Origin of the sequence: Paenibacillus sp. DMB5 (assembly GCF_001517085.1) — a bacterium.
In the GTDB taxonomy this organism is placed as follows: domain Bacteria; phylum Bacillota; class Bacilli; order Paenibacillales; family Paenibacillaceae; genus Paenibacillus_AQ.
On the sequence record NZ_LRAC01000129.1, the window covers coordinates 15,547 to 35,158 of the forward strand.

18 protein-coding genes and 1 pseudogene are annotated in these 19,612 nt (G+C 42.1%); 1 reads left to right on the top strand and 18 read right to left on the bottom strand.

What is annotated here, in order from left to right; genetic code table 11:
- Nucleotides 1-22: 22 nt before the first annotated feature.
- From AWJ19_RS18420 to AWJ19_RS18455, 8 genes are all read right to left on the bottom strand, one after another.
- Nucleotides 23-3,454: a hypothetical protein gene (locus AWJ19_RS18420; protein ID WP_068725929.1), complete on the bottom strand. Its 3,432-nt coding sequence runs from the start codon at nt 3,452-3,454 to the stop codon at nt 23-25.
- Nucleotides 3,442-5,001 (bottom strand): hypothetical protein, encoded by a 1,560-nt coding sequence (locus AWJ19_RS18425; protein ID WP_068725930.1) that lies wholly within the window; start codon nt 4,999-5,001, stop codon nt 3,442-3,444. The genes AWJ19_RS18420 and AWJ19_RS18425 overlap by 13 nt, the downstream gene beginning before the upstream one ends.
- Before the next feature lie 181 nt (nt 5,002-5,182).
- The gene (locus tag AWJ19_RS18430; RefSeq protein WP_157890040.1) at nt 5,183-6,784 is read right to left on the bottom strand and encodes a copper amine oxidase N-terminal domain-containing protein; all 1,602 of its coding nucleotides are present in this window, start codon (nt 6,782-6,784) and stop codon (nt 5,183-5,185) included.
- Nucleotides 6,785-7,147: 363 nt separating this feature from the next.
- The gene (locus tag AWJ19_RS18435; RefSeq protein ID WP_068725934.1) at nt 7,148-7,846 is read right to left on the bottom strand and encodes a hypothetical protein; all 699 of its coding nucleotides are present in this window, start codon (nt 7,844-7,846) and stop codon (nt 7,148-7,150) included.
- A 532-nt stretch (nt 7,847-8,378) separates the two neighbouring features.
- Nucleotides 8,379-8,774 (bottom strand): hypothetical protein, encoded by a 396-nt coding sequence (locus AWJ19_RS18440; RefSeq protein ID WP_068725936.1) that lies wholly within the window; start codon nt 8,772-8,774, stop codon nt 8,379-8,381.
- Between the two features lie 46 nt (nt 8,775-8,820).
- Entirely contained in the window at nt 8,821-9,759 is a 939-nt protein-coding gene (locus AWJ19_RS18445; RefSeq protein ID WP_068725938.1) for a DNA adenine methylase, read from the bottom strand.
- The gene (locus tag AWJ19_RS18450; RefSeq protein ID WP_068725939.1) at nt 9,732-10,691 is read right to left on the bottom strand and encodes a hypothetical protein; all 960 of its coding nucleotides are present in this window, start codon (nt 10,689-10,691) and stop codon (nt 9,732-9,734) included. Before AWJ19_RS18450 ends, AWJ19_RS18445 begins: the two co-directional genes overlap by 28 nt.
- A 1,125-nt stretch (nt 10,692-11,816) precedes the next feature.
- Complete coding sequence (locus AWJ19_RS18455) at nt 11,817-12,560, bottom strand: stalk domain-containing protein (RefSeq protein WP_068725941.1); 744 nt, start codon at nt 12,558-12,560, stop codon at nt 11,817-11,819.
- Nucleotides 12,561-12,982: 422 nt separating this feature from the next.
- Between AWJ19_RS18455 and AWJ19_RS18460 the strand changes: the two genes are divergently transcribed.
- Entirely contained in the window at nt 12,983-14,077 is a 1,095-nt protein-coding gene (locus AWJ19_RS18460; RefSeq protein ID WP_068725943.1) for a beta family protein, read from the top strand.
- On the opposite strand, the gene AWJ19_RS18465 is transcribed toward AWJ19_RS18460, so the two are convergent.
- The 10 genes and pseudogenes from AWJ19_RS18465 to AWJ19_RS18495 all read right to left on the bottom strand — a co-directional run bounded on the left by AWJ19_RS18465 (nt 14,046) and on the right by AWJ19_RS18495 (nt 19,606).
- Nucleotides 14,046-14,618, bottom strand: coding sequence for a sce7726 family protein (locus AWJ19_RS18465; protein ID WP_068725945.1), 573 nt, complete (start codon nt 14,616-14,618; stop codon nt 14,046-14,048). The two genes, AWJ19_RS18460 and AWJ19_RS18465, sit on opposite strands and share 32 nt — an antisense overlap.
- A gap of 298 nt (nt 14,619-14,916) precedes the next feature.
- Nucleotides 14,917-15,063, bottom strand: coding sequence for a hypothetical protein (locus tag AWJ19_RS35290; RefSeq protein ID WP_157890041.1), 147 nt, complete (start codon nt 15,061-15,063; stop codon nt 14,917-14,919).
- A 333-nt stretch (nt 15,064-15,396) separates the two neighbouring features.
- Nucleotides 15,397-15,588, bottom strand: coding sequence for a hypothetical protein (locus tag AWJ19_RS18470; protein WP_068725946.1), 192 nt, complete (start codon nt 15,586-15,588; stop codon nt 15,397-15,399).
- 263 nt (nt 15,589-15,851) lie between these two features.
- Nucleotides 15,852-16,148, bottom strand: coding sequence for a helix-turn-helix domain-containing protein (locus tag AWJ19_RS18475; RefSeq protein ID WP_068725948.1), 297 nt, complete (start codon nt 16,146-16,148; stop codon nt 15,852-15,854).
- A 487-nt stretch (nt 16,149-16,635) separates the two neighbouring features.
- Nucleotides 16,636-16,965 (bottom strand): hypothetical protein, encoded by a 330-nt coding sequence (locus AWJ19_RS35935; RefSeq protein WP_198536597.1) that lies wholly within the window; start codon nt 16,963-16,965, stop codon nt 16,636-16,638.
- 85 nt (nt 16,966-17,050) lie between these two features.
- Nucleotides 17,051-17,161, bottom strand: a pseudogene (locus AWJ19_RS36765) (AIR carboxylase family protein); the annotation flags it as partial.
- A 478-nt stretch (nt 17,162-17,639) separates the two neighbouring features.
- Nucleotides 17,640-17,810, bottom strand: a complete 171-nt coding sequence (locus AWJ19_RS35305; protein WP_157890044.1) for a hypothetical protein — start codon at nt 17,808-17,810, stop codon at nt 17,640-17,642.
- A 170-nt stretch (nt 17,811-17,980) separates the two neighbouring features.
- Nucleotides 17,981-18,292 (bottom strand): helix-turn-helix domain-containing protein, encoded by a 312-nt coding sequence (locus AWJ19_RS18485; RefSeq protein ID WP_198536598.1) that lies wholly within the window; start codon nt 18,290-18,292, stop codon nt 17,981-17,983.
- A 57-nt stretch (nt 18,293-18,349) separates the two neighbouring features.
- Complete coding sequence (locus AWJ19_RS18490) at nt 18,350-18,874, bottom strand: hypothetical protein (RefSeq protein WP_068725952.1); 525 nt, start codon at nt 18,872-18,874, stop codon at nt 18,350-18,352.
- 54 nt (nt 18,875-18,928) lie between these two features.
- Nucleotides 18,929-19,606 (bottom strand): hypothetical protein, encoded by a 678-nt coding sequence (locus AWJ19_RS18495; protein ID WP_068725954.1) that lies wholly within the window; start codon nt 19,604-19,606, stop codon nt 18,929-18,931.
- Nucleotides 19,607-19,612: the final 6 nt, after the last annotated feature.

The window sequence follows — 19,612 nt, forward strand, 5'->3', positions numbered from 1 at the left end:
CTCTCAAGTTAGAAATCAAATTTTATTGAACTGATCCAAACGAATCCATAATCGAAACATTCGGAACTATGAACTGTGGCGATTTTTCGACCCCAATCTGCCCTATAGAGCTATCGGCTGTTAATTCTGCGTTGCCTGCTTCCAGGTGAAGCTTAGTGTATCCTAGTGCGCCAACACTGAAGAACTTATTCTTATCGATAGGTGCTACAAGATCAGGAGTCACTTCGAGCGGAAGTTTGTCTGAATAATGAAAACTAGGTATTCCAAACAGTGTTATATACTCTCTTACAACCAACAAGCTAGAATCCTCTGAATACCATCCTTTACCTACTGCGATATCATTCGATCCACGAACAGTACCTGCAAGTGATGCGAACTTAGTATCGGTAAGCTTGTCACCTCCACCAGATTCGAAGGTGTTGAAAACATTCTCATTGGTAGAGATATGCATACGTGCCAGAGCATCTTTTAACTCTTGAGAAACACTGCTTAGGTCACGAGTTCCGTTTACCCCAATCAATCTTCCACCGCGCACTTCCAAAGCATATTCCTTTACTGCAGTTGATTTCTGTTCAACTGTTACCTTGGATATTTGACCCCCGAAATCCTTACCATTGATGATGAACTTACCATCAACGTCGAAGCTCACTTGCCATTTACCAGTTCCTTGTTTTTTAGTTGCATACTCTGCTAAGTAGCCATCGTTAATGGCATCCGTGTTGTACTCCGCCTGAGTCCAACTATTCTTATAGGCAGAGCTTCCGATATCCAAAACGAATGTCTTAATTTCAAGATCACCTTTAACGTCGAAGCTATTAGTTGTAGCTGAGCCTTTAAAGATAACATCTTTATTAGTATTCAGTCGTGCAGCCAAAGCTTTGGCTGCAGAATCGGTCGCTGTACTCATACCCGTTACCACAGGATTGATATCAAGATCGATAAATTTTGCCTGATTGTAACTTACTGGCATAATAGACCTTACTTTTTCACCTGCTGTAAATGCAACACTGGTATTACCAGAAGCATCGTCATACCCCATTAAAACTTCAGGATATACTGAAATGGACTCTTCACTTTGCTTAGTCTGCCAGTAAAGACCGTTTTCCGACTCTGATGTTGGCTTAAATTTCTTTGTTGACAGGGTATCCTTAGGTATATAGTGCTTAAAGTTTACAGATATCTCGTAATCTGAACTATTGGTACTCTGAGAAGCCGTTCCTGACCATGAATATGGGAGTAAGTGGCTGCCTATGGCCTTTCCTTTAGCATCGTAGGTTGTTTCCGATTTATAACGGGTCTCGGAATATACATACTCAGATGCAGGAGATTTAACTCCATAAGCAAAGCTCGTACTCTTCTTTACGTTTGTCTTATTATCAACAGACCCCTTACTGGTAGAACCAATTTTGCCGTCAAATAGCTTGAAATTATTAACCCAGCTTGCCAGCCTCGTATTTAATACCGAACCATTATCCTTAACTGCCAATAAATCACCCGACTCATGAAACGAAGCCAAAGTGCTGAATGGCGAAATGTTCTTGTTCAGCGTATCATTGAACAGCTTGGCACGACTGATAGCCCAAGGCACATTCGATAAATCAGGATCGACCAAGCTGAACGTTTGACTACCTGATGGTGAAAGCTTCGGATCAGTGAAGCTTTGAATTGGTAAGCTTAAGGAGAATCTCGATGAATTCGTGACTTCAGGCGAGATGTTACCCCAATATTGAGACAGTCGCCATTGTGGAACTTCCATCTCGGTTTCTACTGGTTCAGTTGAGTCCTCTAATACTTTGACGTACAAGGTCAACTGAGCATTGGAGAATATATTTTTACCAGAATTCTCATATTTGTTATCGACGGAAGAAGAACCTCCAGTCTTACTATCACCGCCGAGATACTTATGCAAACTGAGCGGTTCTGGAGTGTCATACCCCAATTCAATAAACCAAGTTGCTGTTCCAGCCTTACTAGGAACTGAAACTACACCATCTTCTCCTTTGGAAGATACCTTTAATTCACTCTTGTTAAGATTATCAGTCAGATCTTTTTTATCAACCAATGTGAATTTAGCATTTTCATCAGGCAATATTTCGTACGTCTTATTATCATGTTCGACTGTCATACCTGCTGTAATAAACTTGTCACTATACTGAGTCAATTCGCTCAAAAATCTCTTATTATCCTCCGACCAGCCTCTCACAGGCTCAGTAAAATGTTCTCCAGTTGGATCACCATTCTTGTCCACTACAGTAACGTTCAACAATGCATCAATTGCAGGTTTCTTGGAATACTCCTCTCCATAGCCCCAAACCTGAAACCCCCAGCCACCAAAAGGGTTTTTCGATATGATATCTGACAATGGAACTGCCGAAGTCACAGGTTTTAGCGTTTTGCTGTAGTAATCACGGGCATAGGTTCGGAATGTGAATGGAAGATTACCATTTTCCTTGTAGGGAGAAAGCGATCCCTGATCTGCAGAAGACGCACCACCTTTCGCAACTGCCTCAGCTTCACGATTGGCGCTCAACCCTTTCAATGTAGCATCATTCGGGCGAGCTTGCTTTCTAATATTAAGATACCACTCCGTAGCATCATGCATTGGTATGAAAGCATAGTCTCGACTCAACGGGCTATTACCATCTTTAACGCTGATCCCTACCACCGTCTGAAAGAACAAAACTAGCTCTTTCTTACTGAATGCATCGCGCATCATTTGTTCGTATTGATTGTACGATTTATCTGTCATAATACCGCATTCCTTAATTAAGTTAAGGTAGTCGTTAAACATCAGGGCTCCAATTACCTGGGCATCAAAATCACTATTGTCTATTCTGTTTGAAATGTAGTCCTCAATAAGTGTTTTCAGTGCAGTTCCTACGGGCTTGTCTCCGTTGGTCCCAGTTAATGTGCGATTAGCATTACTCGGGTTGATGTTGACCAAAGCTTGAGCAATGATAGCTTCGAAGTAATTATTACTGTCTACAGCCTTATCAGCATAATTTAAAGTCTTCCTGCTTAAATTAGTTTTACTGTGAATTGAGGAACTGTTCGGATACAACGGGTTTTTTCCATATAGATTTTTAATACCCCCATCATAGACACTAAACCCTGAACCTTCCTTACGAAACAAGTAATCAGCTGTCTTGTTCGGTGCCATGTAAAACATGGTGTCTTCATAATTGAATTTAGAATCGTCCTGCAGAGCTCCAGTTTTCGAATCCCCCGATAATTCCCCCGCAGGGATGAAGCCGATCTGTAGAATGGCTGCTACTCCATCTGTGGTTTGAAATTGACCAGCTGCTGTAGATGAAGTAACACCTCCGGTAGCCGGCCCTGTTCCACCTACGTTTGTGCCTTCAGCTCTAACCAATGTGGAAGCGATACTTACAAAAGATGAAGCTACCAGTGTGGCAGATAATAAGACCTTCATTACGGAATTTATAAATGGCATTTTTGCTTCCTCCTTCTGTAGAATACAAAACTAATTACAGCCCCCATAACAGATAACACAAAGCCTAAACACAAATACGAGGGATTTCCACTAGTATCCGGTATGTCCACACCTGTGTGAGGTATCGATACACCACCACCTAAGACTATCCCCGTTCCAAGAATAAACTTGGCTTCTTCAGATTTTGGATCAATGAATACCGTTTCGACTTTTCCGGTGTCATTGTCTTTAATTAGGAAGGATTCTCCTGGGGTCACCCCGAAGACGAGGGATTCCTTGCCCTTATATTTCTTGTTTGCGACCGAATCAACATTAATGATCGAGAAATTATACCGCTTTCCATCATTGTTCACTTCTAATGTGTATCTCGCCTTTAACGAAATGTTTATAGAAGCTTTGCCCCTGATTATTTTTAGAGAGTCCGCGTCTATCTTTGCTGTGGCATACTTCCCTTTAACTGCTATCTTGTACGTCCCGTCTGGCAAACCTGAGATGGTGTTGTTCTCAAGATTAAGGCTGTAAGTGCTCGATACCCCTTTTAAGGATGTAATGACTATCTCCACATCTGACCATGCGGTTGACAGTTCCGTATTATCAACAGGGGAGAAATTAACCGTGATTTCCGAATTAGTAACTAGATTATCAAATACGACAGGGATCGTTACAGCTTGTTTTTGGCTACCTGTGATAACCGATTGTGGGAGCTCAATTTCGCCCTTGCCGTTCGCTCCGTCTTTAACGGACTTACCTTCGAAAGAGATCAAGAACTTCCACGTCAGCTTGCTGTTGTCTAACCAAACCATGCCGTTCTCATCTGAGATGGAGCTAAATGTCCCTTGCTTGTCCAATAGCTTGATTTCTACCAAAGTCTTCTTGAGTGGGGAACCATCCTCTGTTTGTAGAAATAGTCCAACCTTCTCACTATTAGTCTGTAAGTTCGCCTTGATAGGATGGAGTGAAGTTGCAGTTAAATCCTTGATTGTCGTCTCTTGCCCCTCCTCTCCATTGAAATAGTTAAAACTGTTGATTTTGAATTGATAACTGGTATTTACTTTCAAATCATAATAGTGTAGCTGACTCTTTTCGTCTGGTGTATCATCTTGGAATCTCAGGTGATTGATGATGCCATCTGCCTTCCTTAAGATTATGGCGAATTGATCACCGAGCTTATATCCCGAATGATTGAAAATCAGGTGATAAACGCCATCTGTTCTATCGTAGTTTTGGTTGTTGCCGCTAGCAGAACTTATTAGTTTATTGTCAGTGACTGACCAAAGCTCCATTTTGAAGTCTGGCACGAAAGTTTGAGCTGGATAAGTGATGTCTACATAAATTCCATCTGTTACTATTCTTGATGTATTATCCCTAATCGATGTAATTTGATCTTTTGGAACCTGTGGTGCCTGTGATACCCGTACTTCAACCTCTGCTTGAACTGGCTGAGTAGACTCTATTGGCTTGGGCAGCACATCGGCTGCAAACGCTGAAGCCGAGAAAAACGAAGTAGCCAGAGTCAAGATAGCCAATGTTATCAATTGCTTCCTCATATACCATTCCTCCTTTGAATAACTTTTGATTTTCGATTTTTATTGATCTATCAATGACTATCCTTAATTGAAATATTCTATCTGCCCTAAATTGTCTTTAAGTTGAAAACACCTTCATAAAAAAAAGTGTGGGGCAATGTCATTTCGACATCACCCCACACTTTTTAGTAAAATTATTTAATCATAGTTTCCCGAAAGTCGGTTCAGAAACAATTACTGAGCTATTTTCTAGAGCCTTAGCTACATCTACAAGCTTGAACGAACCAGCTGCCGTCTCATACCAAAAACCATTAATTTGTATTAATACTTCAGCATGACCAGAACCACCAATGATCATCGTATTATAGCCCATCAAATCGAATGTAGCAGAATAAGTCTCTGCATCACTATCGCAATCTGATATACCACGGATCAGTGTGTCAAAAATACTGGATGGTGAACCATCCATCGGATCTTTTTTACCTTTAATAAGTTCTCCTGCAACAATCATTATTTTGTAGACTTTAATAATCTCATCACTACTTACCCCAGCTTTGACGAAATCACCAATACTGTTTTCAGCTGACTTCAATCCTCTATTTTGATCTGAACGATCACGTGTATCTCCAGACCATCTTGCTCCATCTATAAATTGATAATAATATGGTGAGTAAAGGTCACCCCCAAAAATAACATCATTAACCCCCTTCAAAGCCTCAAGGACGATCTTCGTTGATTCGTCATACTCACTTTGATTTCGAACTCCGTAAGTATGTTTTCCGTATTTAACAGTAATCCCATTCACTTTTTGCGTCTTAGTTGAGTCTATCACTACGTTATCGCTACTCCCCGTTTTAATATAGGCAGTTTGGGTGTCATTGTCCCACTTAACAGTTCCGCCGAATGCTTCTGATACAAATCTCAATGGAACCATCGAACATCCATTTATTTTAGCAGATGGAGCCGACAATTTAACTTCACTCCCATTTACATAAGCAATATTGCTTCCCATTTTTAAAGTAACTTTAGTTGACCCTTTGTTTGCTGTGATCGTTTCTGTCTCCCTTGACCAAAGTACATTCACACCTAAAGACTCGAATACCCCTCTTAAGGGGACAAGGATGCTACCGCTCTTAGAAATTGGCGCCTGTGAATAGGACTGTTTTACTCCATCAATTACTATAGAGGGTGTAAGGTTAGCCACAGAAAGGGGCTTTAACTCATTCTTTTTACTAACTGAAGATTGATGAGCATAATTTGAGCTGTTCTCAGTTCCAATTTTCTGCTTAATACTTGCTAACTTGTCCTTAACTGTTTGAACGTTACCCCAAGTAGATGGTACATCTGAGCCATAAGTGATAACTAATTGCTCTGTCTCAGACAATACCGATTGTAACGTTTTAGCACTTATAAATCCTGCGGTCGTACTCGCTTTAGCATCGATTTCTTTTAATCTATTCATTAGGCTTAATAACGCATTTGCGCTAAAACCACTTTCTTGAATGACTTTATTAGCAAGGCTAAGATTAGAAATAAGTATTTCCTCATCTTGTGAATTCATATATTCTCCCTGCGCTACCATTACAGGTTGGGTGGTCGGGTGGGAAGTAGCCGCAGAAGCCGTGTTGCCTTGACAGGATATTATTGAACTAAGTAAAAATGAACTTATAAGCAGTCCGTGGATCACAAAATTGAATTTCCTTTTTACAGGTTTATCTCTTGAGTAGATTGCACTCATATGAATCTGTGTATTACCGTTTCTATCTTTTCCTTTACCAGTAAGACAACCCGAGGTGTTCTTCATTTCTTCATCCTCCAGGAAAAATAAATTGAACGAAAGTTGATTTTCGTTACTTACTATATTTCTGTTGCCTAAAAAACTGCTAAAGTAATTTGTACTCACTATCATTCAAATTCTTCTTTTTTCGTGTCAAATACAAACAGTGAGCGTCAAGTAGCCCCCATCTGACTGTTAGGTGGGGGCTACTTGACGCTCACTGTTATATGGACTTCCACATATGCTCCCCCTCATTAAGACTTGCTAACAGGGTTTCGACTTTTCCGTGAGAATACCGTGCTGTGGAAGAATTGATGTGTTCCTTTACGATATCATAGTTTACAGGCTACCCGAGATCAGGAGAGTTAGGAACCGATCTGTTACTGTTTTTTACAAAAGTAGACTCAGCTTTATCCTTTGCCAAAGCAACTTGTCTTTGAAAACCACCCTGACAAGCTCTATAAGGGAGTTTTGTTCCAAATAAAGAATTACATCATCGGTTAGTGTTGTACCGTCAGGCTCAACACTGATATCTGCAAAACAACCGGCATACTTCGTGACAAACTGATCAGCTATTTTTCGACTAGACTCAAATTTTTTCTCTACTCTCGGGTTTCGGATTTCCGTCTTGGTCTCAACCAATGTTGCATCGACTAACGGATCAATAACTTTGAACAGCGAAATCCCTAAATTATTTAGATGAGCTTCTACGATACCGAAAACTTTGAAGTGTATTTCACGACTTTCTTTAGCCGCAGTCACGTCTTCGATCGATACATTTTTGTCGGGCAATTCGATACCACGTCCAGATCTAGTGGGTGCATCTAGTCTTAAATCCGATACTTTTTGATCACCAATTTGCTTTCTCGACTTACCGATAACCTCGTCATTACTGAGTTTCTCTCCATATTTACTGTAGCTTTGGATATTGTCCTTCATCTCGCCATTTAAGCAGTCCATGACCAGATTACTTATGGCAACTCTTTTATAATCATCACAACGAGGGTCTTTAAGCTCTTTTAGCAGGTGAGCAATTTTCTTAAAATCTTCCTCATGAAACTTTCTCTCGTTAACGCTGAACGTAATCACTTTCCCACACTCCTTATTCTAATAATATCGGTCGGTGTGTTACAGATTTACAGGTGAATAGACATTCGGTTGGGTGTTGGTTACCTAAACGGCGAATCAAGAGTAAAATAAAGACAAAAAACCTTAGCCGGGGTTAGGGCGAGACTACCCGAACGATTTTGAAGGGCTTGTACGGGATTTTGAAAGGGCTTTGAGGCTCCCGAATACCCAAGGAAGCCCCGAGGAATTGAACGGGGCGTAGAGGGCGATTTCGAAGACGTTTTGTAGGGCTATACAACAGAGCGGTTAACCCTGACTAAAGGGGGCGATTAGTAACCCCACTCAAAGTGCATTTATAAGACTGAACTCCTCGGTAGGGTTAAACTCTAACAGATAGTCCACTTTCCCTCCCCTAATAACACCATCTTTAATGAATTGCTTTTTCAACTCTACCATAATTAATATTTCTCCTGCGCCATTGAGCCGGTTTATTTATGGTTAAGGGCTTTGATACCTCAATAAAGATACGCAGTGCGATTTATAGATCAATGATTTAGATACATCTCAAGTGAAAGCGTTGATTCTCGATGATCATGTGGGTCCTGGCTTCCCATCCGATACCCCATCCTGCATGAATTGTCTCTACTCGGTCGAGCAACTGCAGGATTGGGAACCAGATCGGGAAGGACTGTTCTGTCATTGCATGCGCCGCTATGTACGCTTCGATCTGTTCACTGAAGGATCGAATGCTGTTGCCGTTCTGTGTTACCAAATTGATGAAGCTGTAGGCTTGCTCGTAGCTGTGCTGATACATCGAATAGAGAGTTTCGACCATAGCTCTACCTTCCTCGGTCAATTTGGATGCTGCTTGCTCCGGGTCGAAGCCAAGTAAGTAAATCTCATTGTCTAGCACATATGCATGTCTGTAGTCTGGAGAAACCTTCAACATATGGAACACCTCCAAGTTTTTAGGTCGGGAACCCCTTTGCTAAGCTTTACAGGTAATACAGATAGTCATATGGGATCGGTGGAAGCAAATAACTCGGGATCTGGTAATTTGTGTAGATGAACTCAGGACGCTTTCGACCAGTTCCAGAGCTACTCACATGGACGAAGCCTACGAAGTAGCAGTATAGAAGCCCTTTCCTCACGTATTCATTATAAAGTTTGTTGAAATAGTTACTTATAATGACTTTTGCCTTGCATGGTTCGGATACGACTAGCTCTAACATTTCTATGTGGTGCGGCGACTTGAACTCATCAGGGTAACCTTCTGTCACTACAGTAATGCCACTCTTATCCTCAAGATACGGCGGGTCGAGGTAGATTAGGGCGTTCTCGCGGTGCATCAGACCTTTAAAAGGCTTGTCATACCCCTGATTGAGAAAGAGGACATCACGGTATATATTTGTGAGTGGATTCAACTTCCTCCGCAGGTTACTGATTTTGATCCCTTCGTCGACTTTCAGTTGACAGAAATCATCTCGATTGGCTGCGCGGCTGTATTTGCTTACCACGTAGGTTAGGATCGCTGCGTCTATTGCATCCGTACTCGGGTCGCGTCTCCACTTCTTGAAATCCTCGAAGTCCTCTTTGGTTACAAGTCCCGGTCTGCTCAAGGCTCCGATACCCCTAATCAGATAATCGAACTGGTCGGGATCTTGGATTGCCTTGTAGAAGCTGAGTAGACCACGGTCTAATTCGTTACCGATTCGGGCGATACGATAATTCTTGTAGTGAGTGTGAAACCTATTGCCTCCAAGAAAGAGATCGCCCATGAGTTTCAGGTCATACTCATATATGCAATGATCGAAGATTCGAATGAGTGTCTTCATCAAAGCACTCTTACCACCGAGGGTAGGAATGGGGTCTTGAACCCCATTCAGTAAATCTCGGACTCTTCCAGCTAACACCTGTCGGTTAAGTGGCGACATTGCTTAGCTACCTCCTCGAGAAGTTCTTGACTGAAGTGCACAATGTAGAACTTAACTCCGTTCTTATCTTCGGATACGACCCTTTGCTTGTCTAAACGATGACTTTTCTTCTTTTTTTTCACTGTTTTCCTCCCCTCATTCAAACTTATCCCTTTCTCTTGTAGTTTCTTCATAGCGTTAGCAGGGAGAGAATACCCATTGAGGGTGGCCTGTTCTTCAACCTCATATTCCTCAAATTCCTCTTCTTCATCTTCATATACTGGAACTTCAGCATCCAGTATCCCAATATAGACAAGACCTCCTAAGATTTCGCGACGATACTTCTGACTTTGTATTCGACCGAACGGATTGAGCACCGCTTGAAGGGCAGAACCCTTGAAGCCGACTGCAATTGTTCCCTCCGGAAGTCCTTGTTCTTGATCAAGAATTACCCCAAGATGTTTAGAACTGTCATAACTCTTACTAGATTGGGACACGAATCGAGACTGGTTGAGCAGGAAGTTCTTTAAAACCACCTTAGCATTCTTCATTGCTACTTGTTTGTCCCATTCAAGTGGCTGACCAATACTCTCTGAAAAGCCTCCTTTTTCGAACTCTTCATCATCAATCATGTCATAAACCTGATTGATAAGTTCATCTATTGTCCAAGAGTCGGCAACACCAATTCTGTTTAACTTGCTCATAACCTTGTCCCTATTTTTAGGGGATTCAAAAAAGTCTTTAGTAAAGTTGACTCGTTTGTTGGTAGATTTACTGATTACCTCAACTAAGAATATCTCATCTACCTCACTTTCATGAATGTCCCAGAACACTTTCACCTCGAATCGCTTCAAAGCTTTCTCACGTGCTTCGTCAGCTTTCCCTTTCATGAACTCTCTTAAATTATCTGTTTCCTTAGTTACATCTTTCGCTTTCTTGTTTTTAGTTGTCATGTTGGCGCCCTCCTGCGGCTGTTTTCGTTTTATTTGGTTAATCGTTTATACTCGTAGGTCTGCTACCTCTTGAACTTTTTTTCTTCAACTCCACCCGACCGGTGTTCAAGAACATATGAGTTGAATAGCTAGAGGGTGAAGTGGCTTTGTTTAGTTTTCAAGGAGCGTGGGGCTTCACTTGAATGTCTGGCACCTCTTGAATTTGAGCTTCAACTCCCTAAATTAAGGTTCAGATCCTCAAAGATCTTGAGTTTAGATGCTGTTTGATTTTCAAGGAGCGAGTTGTTCTGGCTTGATTACTTACACTGGAATGTCTGCTACCTCTTGAATTTATGTTTCAACTCCCCCTGCAGAGGTTCATGTCCATGATTTGGATGTTCATGTCTTGCTTAAGAAAGGGTAATTTCTGAATGTGGGGATGAATAAATACTGGTCGGGTGGATGGGTGGGAAGGGCGCGTCGAAATACGTAGAAGGAAAATAAAAAACTCAACTCTGAACGAGTTGAGTTGTGAGATAGTTGGTTGTTATTGAGCATTTGTTTGTTTTTGAGCAGTACTCTGCTTAAATCTATCTTTTAGATCAGCATGAGTGTGTTGAAATTGATTTTGGTTCACGGAACATATTCAAACTGCTCGGAAAGACTAATAAAAAAATCGGTGTTACCTTGCATCGAAGGATAAATGACTCAAGCAAAAATAAAGCTGGCAATTTTCACACCCAGCTTCATATCCCCCATTAATCGAAGTATTCTTTTGATAACTCGCTGTACTTATTGAAGATAGTGGTGACCTCCGAATGCGGGGTAAAACAATCATCCCTACCACAAACAAAGGTGATCCCTCTTGGAGATCACCTTTGTTCTTTAGTATTCAGCTTTACGGGGGCTAAGGTAATTCCCTTATCCATAATTAAAGTAAAGCGAATTTGGTCTCCTAGATCCGAGATAAAAGTTTTTGGTGTAGGTGTTCCCGATTATTTGTCAACACGGTATATTGACACTACCACTCAACATATGTCGAGTAAGTATTATTGACAACAACTAAACGATGTAGCAGTATTCACCGGTCTTCAGTTAATGAAAAAATAAGAACCCAGAGATGTACTCTGGGCTAGGCTAAAAAAACTACTGGATAAACTTTGCATCGAGCAATCCGAAGTTACTGGAATTGGTAAAACCATCATCTGTATCATAAAAAGTAATTTCTAGTTGCAAAACACCTGTTAAATCTACATCTATTTTAACTGGCTCAGTTACATAACTTGATATTTCTGTTTTAAATAATTCTTTACCATCTCCGACTATTTTCACTCCACCTATTTGTTCTTTCTTTGCTCTATTAGCCCAATAATTAGACGGTGCAATAAATGCCTCAAACTTTTTATAATCCCCATTAAGTATATACTCATTTGTCAAACTGAAATAATTATAATTAGAAGTTGTTTCAATACCATGATAAAACTTTAATCCAGTATTTGTCGTAAATTCAGAAATGTTTTTTACTTTATTGCTGGCTGAACTGGATAATGTTTTCATGTCCTCCAGGTAAGTAATAGTTCCATTTCCTTGCTTTCCTACATAAATAGAAGAAGTTTTCCCGTCCCAACTTACATCTTCTCCTAATGATTCACTAACAAATCTCAGAGGAACATAAGTTGTCCCCTTGTAGATAAAGCCCTGCTTATCAGCATCTGGTTTCTTCTCTACACCATCAAAATAGTACTTTAGGTTCTGTACAACTACATCAATTTTTGCTGTATTTGCTGCAAATACAGCAGTACCTCCAAATAAAGTTGCACCAACAAGAACTCCCGCAATAAATTGTCCTGATTTTTTTAGCATCGGTAGCTTTCCCCTATCTTTTGTCATGGTTCATTTTTCCTAAATTGTATATTAAACTCATACCCACATTGTGTCCAGTTAAAAATTGGGACTAGAACTTTCTATTATATCTAGATCCGAGATAAAAGTTTTTGGTTTAGGTGTTCCCGATTATTTGTCAACACGGTATATTGACACTACACACTCAACATGCACCGTATGCGGGCAACCATCCCGTTATTAGAGCTTCTGTTATAGTGGTGGGAAACCGCGTGGAATAAGGGCTTTTATGTATGGCATGCTCTGTGGTAGCAGCTTTTAGGGCGGTTTAACATCAAGTTTCACATCAAATTCACATCAATCATAATTATTACATTTCCAATTATAGACAAAATAATACATAGATAATAAAATAAAGAGGCAGAAATTACTAGACACACCTCAGCCGATGGGGCAATAGGAGGATAATAATGTTTAATGAACGGCACTATGTACCTATTCTTAAATGGAAAAGAGGTGAGCAAGTTGCATTAGAAAAGCTCCCCCTTCCACTAAAGGCAGCCCTGACCCCATTAATTGAAATTGTCCCAGTTACCTATGACTACAAAAATGATTGTCCTAAAGAAACAATTGACGAGCATCTTTCAGATTTTGGACAGCAGTTATCTAAATCCTGGGGAACTGAAAAACCTGTATTTATTGACCTCGCTTATCTTGACGAATCTGAAACAATGCACGATGGAAGTCATCCTTTAGAGTTTCTATTCGAACAAGTACGCACCGAGGGCTTAAGAGGTATACCTGTTACAGGAAATGGAAGAGGCTTAGAATATCAAGAAAATGTTAAAAAGTTGAACTCCATTGACAAAAATGGTGTTTGTATTCGTTTAGAGGATGAAGACTTTATTGGAACTGCTCAAATACTAGACGATCTACTTATTCAGCTAAATGTAATTGAAGAAGAAGTAGATATTATCATTGACCTCGGAAGCATCACTAAAGAAAATCAATCTTCTTCAGTTATCACCGCCACTGCTGTAATCAACTCAATAAATACAATAAATAAATATAGAAGCCTAACCGTAGTAGGATCAGGCTTCCCACAAAATTTATCAACTCAAGTGTCCACCGGGACCACAGGATCAGTGCCGAGATATGAATGGCTAGTTTGGAAGTCCATATATAAAATTAAAGATAAATTACTTAGAATCCCAACATTCGGAGATTATACGATTAATAGCCCTGATTTAATCGAGATGGATCCACGTAAAATGCAAATGGCTGCTGGAATTCGTTATACTTCAATAGATAATTATTATATATTTCGGGGTATTTCTATCAGAAAAGCCAATTCTGGTGGCTGGGGCCAAGCAAAAGCTTTATGCCAAGAGATTATAAAACACCCTTGTTACTGTGGGCCCACCTTTAGTTGGGGTGACGAGTATATTAATGATTGTGCCAAAGGTACCGCTTCAACCGGAACAGCAGAAACTTGGAGAAGAGTGGGAACTAATCACCATCTTACCTTCATAACTAATGAACTCGCCAATTTTCCCTGGACTTGAGAATTGCCCGAACCTCATCTTTTAATTCTATAATGGGAATATTTTCTGACAATACTCTCCATAAAATCTCTCGAGGTTTGCTAAGGTACCCCTTTTGCAAACCTTTTTTCTTTAGTAAATCAACAGCCTCATCTCTCCATAACAATTGAGCTAAAGAATATGCGTCAATTTTCCTGTTTTTTCTTGCTTTTCGAATATCAAATAACATCATACCGCCATCACAGTCCAGCTCAGCAATTTTTATTCCCCACCACTTTGGTATGATGTCATCTATCCCATCAACAAATTTCGAGGCGGTCACAATAGTGACCGTATCAAACACTTTACTATATATTTCCGATTGTTTTGGAAGTCGCTCAAGTGTATCGCTCTCACTCTTTATTTCATAGCCATTCATAGATCCATTTATTACTGCAACATCAATACGTGCTTCGCCCTGGCATAATCCCAATTCATCTAATACAATTGTGTCCGGGTCACTGTGTTCATATTTCAAGAGAGTATGGAGGTGTGTTCTAATGTCAATATCACGTGTCTTCATTCCTACCCTCCCTTAAGCATAATTAACTCTGATCATTTTAACACATCTTATCAATCAACAAAATATAGGTGATGTAAATTATTCTCAATTATAATACTATAATTTTTGAGACACAGATATCTGGCCGTTATCCCCACATTCACTGGAGTCTGATCGTCAGACAATCTCGAACCCAGCCTTTAAGAATTGTTCCCCTTAGGGGTGACTACTTGTGATATTTCCCCTCTATCATCGGTGCCTCATCCGTCTTAGATGAAATAAAAAAGCCGACCTCTTTCGAGATCGAACCTTCAAACTCTTAGTCTTGTTCTACTTTGAATTCTACTACTCTTAGATCAGGTTTTTCGTACTCGCCAAAATTTTTCATGAAAATGCGAACTTCCTCAATCTCACAGCCACTTTCTTCCACAAACTTAACGAGTGCTTTCTCTTCAAATCGATTCATATTTCACCCTCCTTCCTGTGCGTTTTGGCATAATTTTACTACGCCTAGCCTGTTGTACGTGAGACATTTATCTAAGTTGCATAATAGGCCTGGAAAAAAGTGAGCCTTTCGCAATGGAGGCCACGTTGATTTTGAGACTTATGGCACTGTAAGTTATGTGGCTTGTTGTACGGCAGTACATTACAATAAACACGCAACATGTGCGTTCTTCCAAGCGTTTTAACCGCCTGTCCGCGCGTCCTTGTATGAACTGCCTCCGCCAAGTGGCTGAACAATCTTGTTCAGAAGTGCCGCGACCTTTTCCGGCCGTCAAGTGGATGAATTGTTAGAACCTCATTCGTTTGCTCCTTTTTGAATGTATGGATACTTCTCATGGAAGAATGACACTGGAATCTTTCCACGTTCCACCGAATACCCTTTAGCCTGCAGTTCAGCATTCATTAACTGAATTCTGTTCAGTGCTGTTCTGGAAGTTCCGAGGCATAGCATCTCCTGCACTTCTTTGGTCGTATAAAAGTGTTTCATGGCCTGACTCCTTTCTGGGCGAGTATCAATTACTCATACTCCAGAAAACATCAACTTTTTAATCTTGCGGCGCTTGGCCTACATACCGCTCCAGAAGTTGTCTCCTACTTTCATTCGTTGGTTTGCTCGCGGCCACCTCTCATAGCGGTCTAACCTTCTAATTCAGAAGGTTAGAAAGTTCAGACATGGTGCATCGCCATGTTAGACACTCGGGCCTTCTGAATCGGAAGGTCCGAAACCGCAATTCTCCGTTCTTAGACCTGTCATCGCTCCGGACGATAGTTCCGCTCTTCCTCTTCTCTCATCCACCGGTTAAGGCTGGCCGAGCTGAACAAGTACCGAGGGTTCTTACTGCCTTCTGCACCTACGGTCCGGTGCGGAATACGCTTCGCTTTACAGAGATTGCGGAGCGTGTAGTCACTCATGCTGAGGTATGTGCAAGCTTCAGAAAGGGTAAGTGTCTGATTTGCCGAGAGCGAAAAACTTTCCATAATTCGCTTTTCTGCTTCTGCTACATGCACGGCTATGATGTCGGAGATTGCCTTTTCAAGTGCTGTCATTCTTAAACCTCGCTTTCTCATGTAGCACACAATTATCCGATTCCTAGTGCAGCCACGCTCCTAGGTTGACTCCCCAAAATTGGAGAGTGAGAATTCCTCACTGCATTCAAGGTTTAGAATATCGCGCAGTACTTTGTCATGCTCCTTTCTCACACAAGCTTGTGGTTGATACCTGTATCCAATTTGGCAACGACCAATTTGCAGCGATCTACTATATAAGGGATATCTTTAGGATTGTTGCTGATAACAACTCCATCGGCGTTAATAACGGTTTGGTTGACAATCCTCAGCTTGCCGCAGCTTTTCAAAGTTCCCACCTCATGACACTTCCACTTCTCTCTGAACTGTCGGTCTTTTTTGAACGATAGCTATAAATCATCCCTTCCCGATATATGGGTATTTCTCATGAAAGTAAGATACTGGGACCTTTCCGCGCTCCACCCAATACCCTTTTGCCTGCAGCTCAGCATTCATTGATTGGATTCTGTTAAGTGCTGTCCTGGAGGTTCCCAGGCATAACAATTCCTGAACTTCTTTGGTTGTATAAAAGTGATTCATAGCCCATCTCCTTTCTGGGTCCTGTCACCAGGCTCTCTTCAAGCTCGCAGGCACTGAATCTCCTCCGGCTTGCGGATGACGGCTTGTCCCTTGCTGTCATAGCCCCCTGTGGCGGCCTCCAGCACTGGCTGCGCCGGTCAGCCCCGCCAGGCTGCCAACCTTGCCGTACAGGGTGACGGGCACGCCCCGCAACCTCGATCGCCGCTTTCTCGCGCAGCCGGCGCTGCGTCGTATACAGCAGCGCGCAGCCCTGCGACACGTACGATTCCTGGTCGTTATACGCCGCAGCGATCTCCTCCGGTCGCCTTAAGCTCCTCCTGCTTCATATGCTGCTGCACCCGACTCTGCACAATGGTGAGCAGCGAATCCAGGCCGGCCAGAGCTTTCGACTGCACCGGCACTCCGATAACCAGCAGAACCGTCTTCGCAGCCACCATTCCCGGCAGATGCTCTGCTTCTATAACTATTCCGCCACCTACTGGCTGCTACAACAGGCTTTACCGTCCCCGGTGTACAACTTGTGCTCCGTGATAAGATTAGTTATGAGGTGGTTCCTTTCTGTTCCCGCTTGGCTACCCACCGATCCAGCGCGATCTGTCTGAAGAACATTTGTTTACACTGCCTGAAATGCGGGAGACCCTCGGGGTTACTCACACATTGGACGATTTAGGTGGATACCTTCAGATATGCAGCCGCTTCCCGGAGGCCAAAGATATTAGCCCGCAGCTGCCGCTGTATTTCAGGCTGGAGCTCGACCAATAACTCATTTCGAAGCTCTTGCTTGATGTCGGTACGGATAGCCTCAATTATATCCACCGTTTCTTAGGGCCTTGGAAATCTCGGGAAAGCGGCTCTTCCAGTCCAGACAGAAAAGCCGGAAACCCTCCCCCTATTAGTCCTATCAATACTAACATTCGCTAACAGCTTCGAGAATCAGAGGCCACGATCTTCTTTTGGGCTGCAGAAATTGCAGGAACCGCCAGCAGCAGCATCTTCCTGTTTGAAAATCCCATTAACGATGATCCGCGCCCATATATCTACCAACCGCTGCGGCTCCGGATGCGGGATCAGCTTAATTGTCGTTGTGATTTCAGCTTTCTTCATTTGGCCTTACTTCACCTCACACAACACCAAATTAAACAGCTCATATTATGTAATATTGGCAAAACAGATAGATTTCAGACCTGATTTAATCACCCTGTGGGTGCTGACACCAGGACTGAAGCTTTCTGAAGAACAGGTTTTGACAAGTTCTTTGCAGCAATATCGTGTTTTCAGCTATCAGGCACATCATAATTCAACCGCTCCTGCTCATCCATCCAGCGATCAAGCGAAGCCAGCCTGAAACGCATCTGGGGCTTTCGCGATCCCGGAGCACCAACAGGAAACCACGGAATGCTCCTCGCCTTAGCCATTGCGTATAGTAGCGTCTTTGATATACCGATATACTCTGCGGCTTCTTCGGCGGAGAGAGTCGCCCGCTTAATCCGATCCGCATATCTCTCGTTCATAATTTCCTGGGTAACCGGCAGTAGCTCAGCTATCATCCGATTCTTAACCTCATCAATAAACTCAGTTGTAGTCATGGTATCAAGCCCCTTTATGGTTGAATGAAAAGAGCCCTCCGAAGAGGGCCCATCAGCTTACATATTATTTACTTTCCAGCTCTGCCTTTTGTTTCTCCAGGTCAACCAATTTCTGTTCAGCTTCGGCGAGCTGCTTTTTATACGAATCAAGCATTTGCTGATTGTTCTCCTTGGCCTCTTCCGTCTTGGAGGCTGAGCGTTCAGCTCATAAAGTTGGATTGCTTCCTTGTATCGTTCGATTTTCTCTTGAGTTCTTGTAATAACAGTCGTTACATCCTCAAGAGTTCGAGGCTTATCCAAATTCTCGCTGGTTGTTTTCATCGTGTCTTTTACCTCCGATTTCAAAATGATCTTCTTCCCATCAACCGATACAGAGTAACCGGCAGCCTCGCCGATCACCCGGACCGGTGCATAGCTCTTTCCGTCAACGATTATAGCTGTGTCCAGCTGCTGGCCATCTACAATAACCGGCGCTTCTCCTTGGATAGCCTTTCCGACAAGGCTCTTAATATCATCTGCAAAGGCCGTGGTAGAAACAGTGAAAATAGCTCCGACAAGGAATCCGAAAATGTATTTTTTCAAAGCAATCCCCTTCTCATCCAATTTTCACCAATATACCACAGCATCAGCAATCCGTTAAGCTCCACCTTCCAAAGCTTCTAATCTATCGTATATCTCAGATAATTCTTCACCCAAGGTTCTATCCGTATTATCATTCAACAATTTGTACCATGTCGGCACGCTCACAAATCCAGTAGAGGCATTCAACTCTAAATTCCCACCATTGGCATACAGCAGCAGGCCGCCGTTACCTACCAGCTCCATAATTGATGAGATCGTATCCAGCTTTCCTTTAACTGCTCCATTCATGTAAAAGTCCAGCGCTGGAACGCCTGCATAATTGGGATCAATGGCGATTTTATTGTTAGCGTTGGTATACGCTGCAAAGACATTACCCGTGTTGGACATCTCACAGCGTGGGAACGCCCCATCACGAGTGGCAATGTATGAACCGAATATTTTTATCGACTCAATCAACCCTGCCGTTATGTGTCCAAGATCGGCCGAGATCGCTGACAATTCCCCCACAGTTATTTTTTCTGCCGTAACAGCTCCTGCCGCCAGCTTCTCTGTTTCAATACTGAGCGCGACCAGTTTTTCAGCATGGATCTCATTGATGTTCCTTGTATCCAAATTATTCAGTACAAAGAGCAGCTCTTTTGTCAATTTATTGTAGGCATTTAACAACTGGTTGACCAGGGATTTCAGGTCCGGCTCATTCTGGTTAATACTGCTTAAATTTAAACTTACCATGACGTC

Excerpts from the sequence above, each read along its gene's own strand:
- AWJ19_RS18460 (WP_068725943.1), top strand. The coding sequence starts at position 12,983 with ATGTTTAATGAACGGCACTATGTACCTATTCTTAAATGGAAAAGAGGT.
- AWJ19_RS18485 (WP_198536598.1), bottom strand. The coding sequence starts at position 18,292 with ATGACTACAACTGAGTTTATTGATGAGGTTAAGAATCGGATGATAGCT.
- AWJ19_RS18440 (WP_068725936.1), bottom strand. The coding sequence starts at position 8,774 with ATGTTGAAGGTTTCTCCAGACTACAGACATGCATATGTGCTAGACAAT.
- AWJ19_RS35305 (WP_157890044.1), bottom strand. The coding sequence starts at position 17,810 with ATGAAGAAAGCTGAAATCACAACGACAATTAAGCTGATCCCGCATCCG.
- AWJ19_RS18475 (WP_068725948.1), bottom strand. The coding sequence starts at position 16,148 with ATGACAGCACTTGAAAAGGCAATCTCCGACATCATAGCCGTGCATGTA.
- AWJ19_RS18450 (WP_068725939.1), bottom strand. The coding sequence starts at position 10,691 with ATGACAACTAAAAACAAGAAAGCGAAAGATGTAACTAAGGAAACAGAT.
- AWJ19_RS18425 (WP_068725930.1), bottom strand. The coding sequence starts at position 5,001 with ATGAGGAAGCAATTGATAACATTGGCTATCTTGACTCTGGCTACTTCG.
- AWJ19_RS18430 (WP_157890040.1), bottom strand. The coding sequence starts at position 6,784 with ATGAAGAACACCTCGGGTTGTCTTACTGGTAAAGGAAAAGATAGAAAC.
- AWJ19_RS18455 (WP_068725941.1), bottom strand. The coding sequence starts at position 12,560 with ATGACAAAAGATAGGGGAAAGCTACCGATGCTAAAAAAATCAGGACAA.
- AWJ19_RS35290 (WP_157890041.1), bottom strand. The coding sequence starts at position 15,063 with ATGAATCGATTTGAAGAGAAAGCACTCGTTAAGTTTGTGGAAGAAAGT.
- AWJ19_RS18470 (WP_068725946.1), bottom strand. The coding sequence starts at position 15,588 with ATGAAACACTTTTATACGACCAAAGAAGTGCAGGAGATGCTATGCCTC.
- AWJ19_RS18420 (WP_068725929.1), bottom strand. The coding sequence starts at position 3,454 with ATGCCATTTATAAATTCCGTAATGAAGGTCTTATTATCTGCCACACTG.
- AWJ19_RS18445 (WP_068725938.1), bottom strand. The coding sequence starts at position 9,759 with ATGTCGCCACTTAACCGACAGGTGTTAGCTGGAAGAGTCCGAGATTTA.
- AWJ19_RS18465 (WP_068725945.1), bottom strand. The coding sequence starts at position 14,618 with ATGAAGACACGTGATATTGACATTAGAACACACCTCCATACTCTCTTG.
- AWJ19_RS18495 (WP_068725954.1), bottom strand. The coding sequence starts at position 19,606 with ATGGTAAGTTTAAATTTAAGCAGTATTAACCAGAATGAGCCGGACCTG.